The organism is Paenibacillus sp. Y951, from assembly GCF_056786395.1.
In genome coordinates this window covers 24762-38889 of the sequence record NZ_JBXCIY010000023.1, presented here as the reverse complement: position 1 = coordinate 38889, position 14128 = coordinate 24762, and the positions used below count along the sequence as shown (strand labels likewise).

The 14128-nt window shown below is 40.0% G+C and carries 11 protein-coding genes and 1 tRNA gene; 9 read left to right on the top strand and 3 right to left on the bottom strand.

Annotated elements, in window-relative coordinates:
• The 3 genes from AC1TPB_RS22020 to AC1TPB_RS22010 all read right to left on the bottom strand — a co-directional run bounded on the left by AC1TPB_RS22020 (window position 1) and on the right by AC1TPB_RS22010 (window position 2014).
• Window positions 1–789 carry a formate/nitrite transporter family protein gene (locus AC1TPB_RS22020; protein ID WP_482064659.1) on the bottom strand — a complete coding sequence of 263 codons (789 nt, stop codon included), beginning with the start codon at window positions 787–789 and terminating at the stop codon, window positions 1–3.
• A 212-nt stretch (window positions 790–1001) separates the two neighbouring features.
• The gene (gene clpP / locus AC1TPB_RS22015) at window positions 1002–1586 is read right to left on the bottom strand and encodes an ATP-dependent Clp endopeptidase proteolytic subunit ClpP (RefSeq protein ID WP_482078460.1); all 585 of its coding nucleotides are present in this window, start codon (window positions 1584–1586) and stop codon (window positions 1002–1004) included.
• Window positions 1587–1939: 353 nt separating this feature from the next.
• Window positions 1940–2014 (bottom strand) — tRNA-Arg (locus AC1TPB_RS22010).
• Between the two features lie 197 nt (window positions 2015–2211).
• On the opposite strand from AC1TPB_RS22010, the gene AC1TPB_RS22005 reads away from it, so the two are divergent.
• The 9 genes from AC1TPB_RS22005 (at window position 2212) to rnr (ending at window position 13910) form a co-directional block, all read left to right on the top strand.
• A complete protein-coding gene (locus AC1TPB_RS22005; RefSeq protein WP_482078459.1) occupies window positions 2212–3303 on the top strand; it encodes a sugar-binding transcriptional regulator in 1092 nt (363 codons plus the stop codon).
• A 66-nt stretch (window positions 3304–3369) separates the two neighbouring features.
• Window positions 3370–4374 (top strand): type I glyceraldehyde-3-phosphate dehydrogenase, encoded by a 1005-nt coding sequence (gene gap / locus AC1TPB_RS22000; protein ID WP_482078458.1) that lies wholly within the window; start codon window positions 3370–3372, stop codon window positions 4372–4374.
• Window positions 4375–4520: 146 nt separating this feature from the next.
• Window positions 4521–5702, top strand: a complete 1182-nt coding sequence (locus AC1TPB_RS21995; RefSeq protein WP_482078457.1) for a phosphoglycerate kinase — start codon at window positions 4521–4523, stop codon at window positions 5700–5702.
• 284 nt (window positions 5703–5986) lie between these two features.
• Window positions 5987–6742: a triose-phosphate isomerase gene (gene tpiA / locus AC1TPB_RS21990; protein ID WP_482064679.1), complete on the top strand. Its 756-nt coding sequence runs from the start codon at window positions 5987–5989 to the stop codon at window positions 6740–6742.
• 1 nt (window position 6743) lies between these two features.
• Complete coding sequence (gene gpmI / locus AC1TPB_RS21985; protein WP_482078456.1) at window positions 6744–8279, top strand: 2,3-bisphosphoglycerate-independent phosphoglycerate mutase; 1536 nt, start codon at window positions 6744–6746, stop codon at window positions 8277–8279.
• A gap of 71 nt (window positions 8280–8350) precedes the next feature.
• The gene (gene eno, locus AC1TPB_RS21980) at window positions 8351–9643 is read left to right on the top strand and encodes a phosphopyruvate hydratase (RefSeq protein WP_482078455.1); all 1293 of its coding nucleotides are present in this window, start codon (window positions 8351–8353) and stop codon (window positions 9641–9643) included.
• Window positions 9644–9793: 150 nt separating this feature from the next.
• A complete protein-coding gene (locus AC1TPB_RS21975) occupies window positions 9794–10714 on the top strand; it encodes a sugar phosphate isomerase/epimerase family protein (protein ID WP_482078454.1) in 921 nt (306 codons plus the stop codon).
• Between the two features lie 85 nt (window positions 10715–10799).
• A complete protein-coding gene (gene secG / locus AC1TPB_RS21970) occupies window positions 10800–11036 on the top strand; it encodes a preprotein translocase subunit SecG (RefSeq protein WP_482064667.1) in 237 nt (78 codons plus the stop codon).
• Window positions 11037–11165: 129 nt separating this feature from the next.
• Window positions 11166–13910: a ribonuclease R gene (rnr, locus tag AC1TPB_RS21965; RefSeq protein WP_482078453.1), complete on the top strand. Its 2745-nt coding sequence runs from the start codon at window positions 11166–11168 to the stop codon at window positions 13908–13910.
• The last annotated feature ends 218 nt before the right edge of the window (window positions 13911–14128 follow it).

Here is a 14128-nt window from a genome sequence, read left to right as displayed (position 1 = left end):
TTATTCCCCACTCTCTTTGAAATAAGGTTTGTTGAGATAATAATAGAACGTGGCCATAAGTACACTGCCGCCCATTATATTACCTAATGTTGCAGGGATGAGGTTGTGTAGTATATCTCCGATGCTAAGTACTCCCCAGCCTTGGGCTGCTATAGATATAGCGAAAACAGACATATTTGCGATACTATGTTCAAATCCAGCGATAAAGAAGCTGAATACCAACAATACCATGACGAACATTTTTGCTCCATCAGTTTTCATAAAGTATGGAATGAAAAATGCTAAACATACAAGCCAGTTACATAAGATAGCACGAAAAAAAATTTCAATTGTTGAAGCATCAATTTTTTTGTGAGCAACTTCCAGTAGAAAAGTATTCACATTAACATCAGCAAAAAGCTGTGTTAACCAAACGAGTATTGCGAACAGAATTGCACCAACAATATTTCCTATATAGCTGGATAATAGCATTTTTAACGTATCTATCCAAGTCATTTTACGACGTAATGCAGCATAGCTAAGATAAAATGTATTACCTGTAAATAGATCTCCACCAGCATAGTAGATTAGAATAATAGCCATACCGAATATCAATGCTGCAGCAGGGTATGCAAACGGTGATTCAACTTGATAGAAGAGAGATCCCGTCTTAAAGGCTGCAATAACACCAAATCCAATAAACATACTTGCCATAATTGATCTCAATAAGGAACGGAATTTATCCTGTTTGAAAATAGATAGTTTTTTTGCAGCTAGTTGTTCAATTTGAGCTAATGCTTCTGTTTCCATAATAGAATTCCTCCAAGTAAGCAAAATCTATTTGATGATATCTTTATCATATTGTGAACAGCTTATAATGTATGTGACAAAAATCACGAATAAGAAATATATGGAAAAATATCAAATGAAAAAGACGACAGTGGTTGGTTCACTAGAACAAAAAATGTTCAATGTGGATCAACCACTATCGTCTCTAGATAAGCGTTACAAAGCTGTAGGCATTAATCTATGCGTTCGATAACTTTATCGATCAAACCGTATTCAAGTGCTTCTTGAGCGCTCATGAAGTAATCGCGATCAGTATCCTTTTCAAGACGTTCAATCGGATTGCCAGAACGTTCTGCAAGAATACCGTTCAATTTCTCGCGCATTTTAATGATGCGGTTAGCGCGAATAGCGATATCACTTGCTTGACCTTCAACACCACCAAGCGGTTGATGAATCATAACTTCGCTGTTCGGAAGTGCAAAACGTTTGCCCTTCGCTCCAGCAGTAAGTAAAAATGCACCCATAGATGCTGCCATACCTACGCAAATTGTAGATACATCAGGCTTAATATATTGCATCGTATCGTAGATAGCCATACCTGAAGTGATAGAGCCACCTGGACTATTAATGTATAGATGAATGTCTTTCTCTGGGTCGTCGGCTGCTAAGAAAAGCATTTGCGCAATAATGGAATTGGCAACGACGTCGTTGACACCAGATCCAAGCATGATGATGCGATCCTTCAGAAGTCGAGAATAAATATCATAAGAACGTTCTCCGCGATTACTTTGCTCGATAACCATTGGTACAAAGTTCATTTTCACCAATCCTCCTAAAACTTTTCATGAATTACCTGATACAACTTCTTGTAAATGAAAAGTAGCGTCGCAAGCATCGACTTAAACTTTTCATGAACTACTAAGTACAACACCACATCACAACTATGTTGTGTAAATATCATAATAGAATTTTAATTAAAAGTCAAAGATAGTCAGACTTTATTTCCACTTCACCATTGTTACCTATATTGGTAGTCATTAAACATAATAAATGGCGAGTAAACGTATCGGTATCCTACATTAGCTTATGTATAAAATGATAGTAGCATGATTATAAAAATAAAAAAGCCCGTACAAGAAAATTCTCTTGTACAGGCTATAAGTAGAAGGTTTGGCGCGCCCGCTAGGAATCGAACCTAGATCTCAGGCTCCGGAGGCCTACGTCATATCCATTGGACCACGGGCGCTAATTTAAGATGACATTGTCGATTATATGGGATAATAGGAAGCGAAGCAAGTTTAAAATTCAAATAAATTATTCTGGCAATCGCTTACATGAAGAAACGGCACTTGCAGTACGTCAAAATATTAGGTAAACTAAAGGTGGGACTTAAATCACACCACAGGGACAGAAAATGTCCAATGAGTTCTAGAGTAATGTTGTATGTGGTACACGTGGACTCTTTCCGATGGAGTGATGGTATTTATGCGTCAGCTTATTGAACTGCAAAGACAGTTAGTACCAGAGCTTTTGGATGTCATGAGAAAGCGATATAAAATTATGCAGCAAGTGATGCTTGCAGGAACAATTGGTCGACGTGCGTTAGCAACAACGTTATCGATGACCGAACGAGTGCTACGAGCTGAAACGGAGCTGTTGAAAGAACAAGGACTTCTAATTATTCAATCTTCTGGCATGCAATTAAGCGAAGACGGCAAGAAAGTGCTTGAAGAAATGGAGCAACTTGGCGATCAAGTGTTTCGTAGCTCAGAAATTGAAGACAAGCTGAAGTCGATGTATGGGTTAAAGCAGGTTATTGTCGTTACTGGCGATTCTGAACAATCAGAAATTGCAAAGCGTGAATTGGGTCGTGCAGCAAGCCAGTTGCTGAAGCAAGCAATACGTTCTGGAGATGTTATCGCGGTATCAGGTGGAACGACAACTGCACAGGTTGCCAAGTACATGAGCTTACCCAATTCCATCAAAGATATTGTATTTGTACCGGCGCGTGGAGGTCTTGGTGAAAGCTTGGATTATCAAGCGAACACGATCGCATCTATGCTGGCGAAACGGACTGGTGGACATTACCGATTACTACATGTGCCCGATCATATTAGCTCTGACGCGTATGAATCGATCATTCAAGAACCTTCCATTAAAGAAATTGTTGAAGTTATTCGAAATGCACGAATTATTGTGCATGGCATTGGTGACGCTATTGTAATGGCGAGACGAAGAAAGACCGATCCTAAAGAATTGCAGGCTATGCAAGACGAAGGTGCAATGGCCGAATCATTCGGTTTTTATTTTAATCGTAATGGTGAACCCATTTACAAAATGAAAACAGTAGGTATGCGGCTTGAGGATATTGCTCAAACTGAAGTGTTGATAGCAGTTGCTGGCGGTGCTAGCAAAGCTGAAGCTATTGATGCAATCATGAAATTTGGTTATGATCACGCACTTGTCACTGATGAAGGGGCAGCGTTGCGGATGATCGAGAACTATGAAGCTAATCGGCATCACGACGAACTGTAATTTATTACACTCGTCTCAAATATATAAATCTTTTCAAAAACAAATTAACCTTAGGAGGATTTACTCATGATTAAAGTAGGTATTAATGGTTTTGGACGTATTGGTCGCTTGGCATTCCGTCGCATTCAAAATGTGGCAGGTATTGAGGTAGTAGCAATTAACGATTTGACAGATGCTAAAATGCTTGCTCATTTGCTTAAATATGATACAACTCAAGGCCGTTTCGATGGCGAAGTTGAAGTGCATGACGGCTTCTTCAAAGTTAATGGCAAAGAAGTTAAAGTTCTTGCTAACCGTAACCCAGAAGAACTACCTTGGGGCGAGCTTGGCGTTGATATCGTTCTAGAATGTACTGGTTTCTTCACAACTCTAGAAGGTGCTGAAAAACATCTTAAAGGTGGAGCGAAAAAAGTTGTTATCTCTGCTCCAGCTACAGGCGATATGAAAACTATCGTTTATAACACTAACCATGAAATTCTTGATGGTACTGAAACGGTTATCTCTGGTGCTTCTTGTACTACTAACTGTCTAGCTCCTATGGCTAAAGTTCTTAATGACCAATTCGGTATCGTTCAAGGTCTTATGACAACTATTCATGCTTACACAGGTGACCAAAATACACTAGATACTCCACACCCTAAAGGTGACTTCCGTCGTGCTCGTGCAGCGGCTGAAAATATCATCCCTAACACAACTGGTGCTGCTAAAGCAATCGGTCTAGTAATTCCTGAACTTAACGGTAAACTTGACGGTGCAGCTCAACGTGTACCAACAGCAACTGGTTCTCTAACTGAACTTGTTACTGTGTTGAACAAAAAAGTAACTGTTGATGAAGTTAATGCTGCTATGAAAGCTGCTGCTGACGAATCATTCGGTTACACAGAAGACGAAATCGTATCTTCTGACGTTATCGGTATTACTAACGGTTCTCTATTCGATGCAACTCAAACTAAAGTTCAAACTATTGGCGACCAACAATTGGTTAAAACTGTAGCATGGTACGACAATGAAATGTCATACGCATCTCAATTGATTCGCACAGTTGAACATTTCGCAAAACTTATTAAGTAATATTTGAGCAATATCAAAGAGCGGAAACAGTGATATTGTTTCCGCTCTTTATATATAATCGTGTCGTGAAGTTTCAACAATATTAGCATGACTAGGTTTTGTGGTTCTAAGCTATAGACAATATAAATGGTGCGGAGGAACGTCTAATGAATAAGAAAAGTGTACGTGATATCGAAGTAACTGGAAAACGAGTATTTGTTCGTGTAGATTATAATGTTCCGCTTGAAGATGGAAAAATTACAGATGACAAACGTATTCGCGAGACATTGCCTACAATCAATTTCCTAATTGAAAATGGTGCTAAAGTTATTCTTGCTAGTCACCTTGGTCGCCCTGATGGCGCAATAGTTGAAGAGCTTCGTCATACTGCAAGTGCAGTTCGTCTTGCTGAGTTACTTGGCAAACCAGTTGTTAAAGCTAATGAGTCAGTTGGCGATGCTGTTAAAGCACTTATCGCTGATATGAACAATGGTGATGTAATGTTGCTTGAAAATGTTCGTTTCAATGCTGGTGAAGAGAAAAATGATGCAGAACTAGCAAAACAATTTGCTGATCTTGCTGATCTATTCGTAAATGATGCATTCGGTGCTGCTCACCGTGCACATGCTTCAACAGAGGGTATCGCTCACTTCCTACCGGCTGTATCTGGTTTGCTTATGGAGAAAGAATTGGATGTGCTAGGCAAAGCGCTTAACAATCCAGCTCGTCCGTTCACAGCAATCGTTGGTGGATCTAAAGTTAAAGATAAAATTGCAGTTATTGAAAAAATGATCGAAATCGCGGATAACATTATTATCGGTGGCGGTCTTTCTTATACATTCTTCAAAGCTCAAGGTCATGAAATCGGTCAATCTCTTCTTGATAACAGTAAACTTGATCTTGCACTTGAATTCATTGAAAAAGCAAAAGCTGCTGGCAAGAACTTATACTTACCAGTTGATGTTGTAGTAACTGATGAATTCAGTGCTAAAGCTAATACAAAAATTGTTTCCATAGACAGCATCCCAGCTGACATGGAAGGTATCGATATCGGTCCTAAAACTCGTGAAATCTACGCTGAAGTTATCAAAAACTCTAAGCTAGTAGTATGGAACGGACCTATGGGCGTATTTGAAATCGAGCCATTCTCTCATGGTACTCTAGCAGTAGCTAAAGCAACAGCTGAAACTGATGCTTACACAGTAATCGGTGGTGGAGATTCCGCAGCTGCAGCTGAGAAATTCGGTCTTGCAGATCAAATGAACTTCATCTCAACTGGTGGCGGTGCTTCCCTTGAGTTCATGGAAGGTAAAGTTCTTCCAGGTGTAGTAGCTCTTAACGATAAATAAGAACGTAATGTTCTAACATAAGCGTTCGATATACTTTTCATATACTGGCTAAGTATATCGAACGCTAAAAAGTTTTGACTATGCTTTCGAAGTAACTTTTCATTAACCGGGAAGTGAACCGAGAAGCCATGAAAAAGTTTTGACTATGCTTCCGAAGTAACTTTTCATTAACTGAGAAGTGAACCGAGAAGCCATGAAAAGTTTTAGCGTATGCTTTCGAAGTAACTTTTCATTAACTGAGAAGTGAATCGTGAAGCCATGAAAAGTTTTTAGGAGGGTATATGATGAGTAGAACACCTATTATTGCAGGTAACTGGAAAATGTTCAAAACGATTTCAGAAGCGGTTTCTTTCTTCGATGCTATTAAAGGTAAAGCTGAAGTTGCTGGAGTGGAAAGCGTGATTTGTGCACCATTTACAAATTTACCAGCACTTGTTGAAGCTGCTAAAGGCACATCTATTGCTATCGGCGCGCAAAACCTTCACTTTGAAGATAACGGCGCATTCACTGGCGAGATCAGTGGTGTAATGTTGAAAGATCTTGGCGTGAAATATGTATTGATCGGACACTCTGAGCGTCGTCAATATTTCGCTGAAACTGATGAAACAGTTAACAAAAAGGTTCATGCTGCGATTAAACATAGCCTTGTACCCATCGTATGTATTGGTGAAAAGCTTGAAGAGCGTGAAGCTGGTACTACGAAAGATGTATGTAAAGTTCAAACTGAAGCTGCGCTTCAAGGTCTATCTGCAGCTCAAGTAGCGGACATCGTTATTGCATACGAACCAATTTGGGCAATCGGAACTGGTAAATCATCAACTTCCGCTGATGCTCAAGAAGTTATCGGTTATGTACGTAGCGTTGTTGCTGAATTGTATGATCAAGCAACTGCTGATGCTGTTCGTATTCAATACGGCGGTAGTGTTAAACCGGAAAATGTAACGGAATATATGGGTCAAGCTGATATCGACGGAGCACTAGTAGGTGGCGCAAGTCTTGAGCCAACTTCTTATATCGCACTTGTCGAGGGGGCCAAGTAAGATGGCTGATCGCAAACCAGTAGCACTTATTATTATGGATGGCTTCGGTCTTCGTAATGATGTTGTTGGTAACGCCGTGGCACAAGCTAATAAGCCGAACTACGACCGTTATTTGACTCAATACCCGAATACAACGCTAACAGCGTGTGGTGAAGCAGTAGGACTACCAGAGGGCCAAATGGGTAACTCTGAAGTAGGTCACTTAAACATCGGTGCTGGACGTATTGTATATCAAGATTTAACTCGTATTACGAAATCCGTTCGTGATGGCGATTTCTATGACAATGAAACATTGCTTAAAGCATTGCTTCATGCCAAAGAAAATGGCAAAAAACTTCACCTATACGGATTGTTATCCGATGGTGGTGTGCACAGTCATATCGAGCATCTATTTGCTTTGCTTGATATGGCGAAACGTAATGATTTCTCTGAAGTATATATTCATGCTTTCCTAGATGGTCGCGATGTATCTCCAGATAGCGGACTTGGCTATGTTGAGAGATTACAAGCGAAAATCCAAGAAGTAGGCGTTGGTAAAATCGCAACACTGCAAGGTCGCTACTATGCAATGGACCGTGACAAGCGCTGGGAGCGTGTAGAGAAATCTTATCGTTCTATGGTGTATGGCGATGGTCCTTCTGCAACAGATGCTTTGCAAGCTGTTAAAGCTTCTTACGCTGCCAATGTTTATGATGAATTCTTCGTACCTACCGTAATGCTACAAGAAGATGGTAGCCCTGTTGGTCTAGTTGAAACTGGAGATTCTGTGATCTTCTTCAACTTCCGTCCTGACCGTGCAATCCAGCTTTCTCAAGTATTTACGAATGAAGAATTCCCTGGATTTGATCGCGGTGAGAAATTGCCGAAGGATCTATTCTATGTATGTTTGACACTGTTCAGTGAAACCGTTGGAGGACTAGTTGCTTACTCGCCGAAAAACCTTGATAATACGCTTGGTGAAGTATTGGCGCAAAACAACTTGAAACAACTACGTACAGCTGAAACTGAAAAATATCCGCATGTCACGTTCTTCTTCAGTGGTGGTCGTGATAAAGAGCTTCCTGGTGAAACTCGTGTCTTGATTAACTCTCCAAAAGTTGCGACTTACGATTTGCAGCCTGAGATGAGTGCTTATGAACTAGCAGAATCTACTGTTCGTGAGATTGAATCAGACAAGCATGATGTTATTATTATTAACTTTGCAAATCCAGATATGGTTGGTCACTCTGGTATGCTTGAGCCGACAATTAAAGCGGTAGAAGCTACAGATGAATGTGTTGGTAAAGTAGTAGACGCTGTTCTTGCCAAAGGTGGCGTATGTCTAATTACTGCTGACCATGGTAATGCTGATATGGTGTTTGATGAAAATGGTCGTCCTCATACGGCTCATACAACAAACCCAGTTCCATTTATCGTGACTTCTAATGATGTGCAATTACGTGAAGGCGGAATCTTAGCTGATATCGCTCCTACGATGCTTTCATTGCTTGAAGTAGCAAAACCAGAAGAAATGACAGGTTCTACATTGATTAAGTAGTACCAAAACATGTACAATATAGATATAAAGTATTTAAATAATAATTAAAAACCTAAAGGAGTTGTAACTTAATGTCTATTATCGTTGACGTATACGCACGCGAAGTTCTTGACTCTCGTGGTAATCCTACTGTAGAAGTAGAAGTTTCTCTTGAATCTGGTGGCAAAGGCCGCGCAATCGTTCCATCCGGTGCATCTACTGGTGCATACGAAGCTGTTGAGCTTCGTGATGGCGACAAATCTCGTTACCTAGGAAAAGGTGTAGTGAAAGCTGTTGACAATGTTAACTCAATCATTGCTCCAGAAATTATCGGTCTTGACGCTCTTGATCAAGTTGCTATCGACCGTAAAATGATTCAATTAGATGGTACTGATAACAAAGCTAAGCTAGGTGCTAACGCTATTCTTGCAGTATCTATGGCTACTGCTCGTGCAGCTGCTGACGCTCTTGATGTACCTCTTTACACATATCTTGGTGGATTCAACGCTAAAGTATTGCCAGTTCCAATGATGAACATCATCAATGGTGGTGAGCATGCTGATAACAACATCGACGTTCAAGAATTCATGGTTCTTCCTGTTGGTGCTGAAAGCTTCAAAGAAGCTCTACGCATTGGTGCTGAAATCTTCCACAACCTTAAAGCAGTTCTTCATGACAAAGGTCTTAACACAGCTGTTGGTGACGAAGGTGGATTCGCTCCAAACCTTGGTTCTAACGAAGAAGCAATTGTTACAATTCTTGAAGCTATCGAGCGTGCTGGTTACAAAGCAGGCGAAGATGTATTCCTAGGTATGGACGTAGCTGCTACTGAGTTCTACAAAGATGGTAAATACGTTCTTGCTGGTGAAGGTAAATCCTTTACATCTGCAGAGTTCGTTGACCTTCTTGCTTCTTGGGTTGATAAATACCCAATTATCTCAATCGAGGATGGTCTTGATGAGGATGACTGGGCAGGTTGGAAACTTCTTACTGAAAAACTTGGTAACAAAGTACAATTGGTTGGTGATGACTTGTTCGTTACTAACACTGAGCGTCTATACGATGGTATCGAAAAAGGCGTTGGTAACTCAATTCTAGTTAAAGTTAACCAAATCGGTACATTGACTGAAACTTTCGATGCAATCGAAATGGCTAAACGTGCTGGTTATACAGCTGTTATCTCTCACCGTTCGGGTGAATCAGAAGATAGTACAATCGCTGACATTGCTGTTGCGACTAACGCTGGACAAATCAAAACTGGTGCTCCTTCTCGTACTGACCGTGTTGCGAAATACAACCAATTGCTTCGTATCGAAGATCAACTTGGTTCTACAGCTCAATACGCTGGTAAAACAGCATTCTACAACTTGAAAAAATTCAAATAAGTTAATCCAATAACTTATTATAAATAGGGAAGTACTTCTTACATCTTAACGGATGAGGGAGTGCCTCCCTTTTTTTGTTGCTGACACATGAAACAGACCACTCTAGGCAATAATGAACGTAATAAATACAGATGAGTGGGCGATAGTTCAATGAATAAACCAAATAGTAAAGAAAACAATGAGTCCAATAATGTAACAAAAAATGAGTCAACACATGAACCTAACAATGATTCAAAGAATGAACCTAACAGTGAATCAAAGATTGCAACAAAACAAGGTCCAATAATCGGTATGCAAATGTATTCGATGAGCCAGCTTGCAGAATATGATATGGAGAAAACGTTAGAGGAAATTGCGAACATCGGCTATCAAGCTGTGGAGATGACTGGATATTATACATATTCAGCTCAGCAGATTAGAAGAAATGTTAAACGTCTTAATCTTGTAATTCCATCGGTTCACGTTCCATTACGAATTTATGATGAAGAAAAAATTGTTGAGGATTTCGAGAAGTCTGCTGAGTATGCAGCAGAAGTAGGTGCGAAATATGTTGTTATTCCTTGGCTTCCGATTAGTGAAAAATTTAAAGAGAGTGAAATCCAATATCTTGTACATTTAATTGGTACTTGTATCTCGGTTGCGAAAAAGAATGATTTGCAGCTAGTTCTTCATAACTATTCAAGGGAATTCAAAAAAATCAATGGTGAATTTATACTTGAACAGCTCGTTGGACCATTCGACAAAGATCAATTACAGTTAGAGCTGGATTTTGGCTCTATTTATATCTCGGGATTAGATCCTTTTCAAATATACCGAGATTATGAGGAACGATCCCCTTTAATTCATTTGCGAGATGTGACTTATGGAAGAAAAGATTGTAATCTTGGAAAAGGTAAAATTGATTATGCAAGGCAGTTACATCGCTTGCCTCATCTTGAGGAGAAAATATTATATATCGATCAACAATTTGATAATGAACACGAACTAGAGCATGCTCGGCATAACTATCATTTTGTAAAAGAACAACTTCAAAAGCGACAAGTACCACTACAATATCAATTCCAATCGTAACCAGTCCTATTGTAACAGCGCCTAATTTATGTTAGAATCATATTATCTATTTTTGTATGGATTGGCTATGCTGGAGGTGGAAGAAATGGATGTTGCTTTGAAAATCTTGTTAATTGTTTTTGCGCTTGGTTTGATTGGAGCAGTATTGCTGCAAAAAGGTAAAAGCGCGGGACTTACTGGTGCAATCACTGGTGGTGCTGAACATTTATTCGGTAAACAAAAGGCTCGTGGTTTAGACCTATTTTTGGAGCGTCTAACTGTGGCTTTAGCTGCAGGTTTCTTTATTTTGGCGTTAGTAGTATCGTATTTCTTAAATGCATAATTAGAGCATTGAAAAGCGAGGGATTCCCTCGCTTTTTTTTGTTGGTATCTTACATATATTTAAGATTGATTTAATCACATATGGTGTATACTTAACAGTATGATGATATAAGAATAAGGGGGAAAGTTTATGGTGAACGAGAGTCAATTACTCGAATTTATGAAAGAAATAGCCTATAAACCGATGACATATCAAGAATTAGAACAGCATTTTGCAATTAGTGAAGCTACAGATTTCAAAAACTTTCTGAAAATGCTTGTTGCATTAGAGGATGAAGGGAAGATTCTTAGAACGCGGACAGAGCGTTATGGCGTGCCAGAGCGAATGAATTTATTGAGTGGGCGGATACAGGCACATGCTAAAGGTTTTGGATTTCTAATTCCAGATGACAAGGAACACGGAGATGTCTATATTCATGCCAATGATTTGAAAAGTGCGATGAATGGTGATATCGTCCTTATTCGCATTACAAGCAAAAGCGAAGCAGGCGGTCGTATGGAAGGGGAAGTCGAACGTGTTGTACAACGTGCGGTAACTCAAGTTGTAGGTGTTATTGAACACCATGAAGCCTTCGCATTCGTTATGCCAGATGATCAGCGAATTAATCGAGATATCTTTATTCCTAAAGGTAAAACAAAAGGCGCAGTTTCCGGACAAAAGGTTGTCGTGCAAATTAAGGTTTATCCTGAAGGAAGATCGGCTGCAGAAGGCGAAGTTATCGAAATTCTTGGTCATAAAAATGATCCAGGTGTAGATATACTATCCATCATACGTAAACATCAATTACCCGAAAAATTCCCTGATGAAGTTATGGCCGAAGCAGAAGCTGCTCCTGAAGTCATTACTGAAGATGAAATTACTAGTCAAAATCGTCGCGATCTTCGTAATGAAGTGATCGTAACGATCGATGGTGCAGATGCAAAAGATCTTGATGACGCTGTTCATGTAAAACGGTTAGACAATGGTAATCTGTTACTCGGAGTACATATTGCTGATGTAGGCTACTATGTAAAAGAACGTTCTGCGCTTGATCAGGAAGCGTTTCTTCGAGGCTGCAGTGTCTATTTGGTAGACCGAGTTATTCCGATGCTACCACATCGACTGTCTAATGGGATATGTTCCTTGAACCCGCAAGTAGATCGTTTGACGCTTTCTTGTGAAATTGAATTTGATGCGGAGTCGTTAAAGCAAGTTAAACATGACATATTTACTAGTGTTATTCGTACAACAGAGCGTATGACGTATACAGATGTTCGCGATATTCTTACAGCTACAGAAGAAGAACCTCATACGGAACTGAAAGAACGTTACGCTCCATTACTAGATATGTTCCAGTTGATGGAACAACTAGCTATGAGATTGCGAAAGAGCCGGATGAAGCGTGGAGCGATTGATTTTGATTTCCAAGAATCAAAAATAATTGTTGATGACGATGGTAAAGCTATAGATATCGTAAAGCGTGAACGTTCTGTAGCTGAGCAAATTATTGAAGAGTTTATGCTAGTAGCTAATGAAACAGTTGCAGAGCATTTCTATTGGATGAAAGTACCTTTCCTTTATCGTATCCATGAGGATCCAGATCAAGAAAAACTACAAACATTTATGACATTTGCTGCGAACTTTGGTCATGTAGTAAAAGGAAAAGGTAATTCGGTACATCCTCGTGCATTGCAGACGCTACTTGATAAAATTCAAGGTACGAAGGAAGCAACGGTTATCTCGACGATGATGCTTCGTTCGATGAAACAAGCGAAATACGATGCGGAAAGCTTAGGCCATTTCGGGCTTGCGGCTGAATATTATTCGCATTTCACATCGCCAATTCGTCGTTATCCTGACCTTGCCATTCATCGGGTCATTCGTGAAGTAATCGAAGGTGGCGGTTCACTAAGTAGCAAACGCCAGGAAACGCTAGCTATTCGTATGCCGGATATTGCCCAACATTCCTCACAACGTGAACGTATTGCTGTAGAGGCTGAACGTGACACTGATCGTTTGAAAAAATGCGAATATATGCTTGATAAGGTTGGTGAGACATTCAGTGGAATCATTGGCAGTGTGACAAGTTTCGGGATGTTTGTAGAACTTGAAAATTCTGTTGAAGGATTAATTCGTCTTGGAGATATGACCGATGACTATTACAATTTCCACCAGGATCATATGATTCTTGTCGGAGAACGTACATCGAAAATATATCGGATCGGCGATGAAGTAGAAATTACGGTTAATCGTGTAAATATGAGCGACCATACGATAGATTTTGTGTTTGCAGGTACGAAAGGGAATAGTGATCGTTACTCTGGAAGAGCGGGACGAAACCGTCAAGATACAGGTCAAGCAGGTGATCGCAAGCCGGCACGCGGCGGGAAGCCAGGCACAGCTGCTGGAGGAAGTAGTAATGATCGACGTAAGCCAAGAGCGGGTGGAGATCGTAATCCTCGACAAGGGGATAAACGTTCTGGAGCAACAGATTCTCGTGATAACAAAGGGAAGAAAGACTTCAAACGTGGTCCGCGGACAAGCGCAGTAATTGGCGATAAGTCGAAAAATCCGTGGGTGGAAGACAACCGCTTAATTCTTGACTTTGACAGTGTGGATAAAGAAAAGGCTGCGGCTCAGCCGAATCGTGAAGAGGACGGAACATATTACTCCAACCCATTTGCAGGAAAACCACCAAGAAAGAAAAAGTCTGCTTCAGCTCAAGGGGATAATAAGAGATACTATAAGAAGACATCAGCAAGTGGGGTGTTTAATGGCGGTAAAGATAGTTCAAAATCGTCTGGTATTGTGTTAGATCCCGCACAGAAGAAGGCGAAAAAGAAAAAAGATAAAGCCAAAAAAGCAATGGGTGGCTTCGTGCGTAAAAAGAAATAAGCGCAATTTCGATAACGAATAAAAATACATTCGGATGAATAAAGGGAGAAAGCAAAACAAGTAAAACGCTTGCTTTTTCCCAATTCCTATAGTAAACTCAAGCTAATTGATATGATTCACCTCTATTCACATATTGAAAAGGGTATCATCATCTTCATGAACCTTTTTCAATGTGTGAATTTTTTGTTTTACAACGAAATAGGCGCATATTATTTATT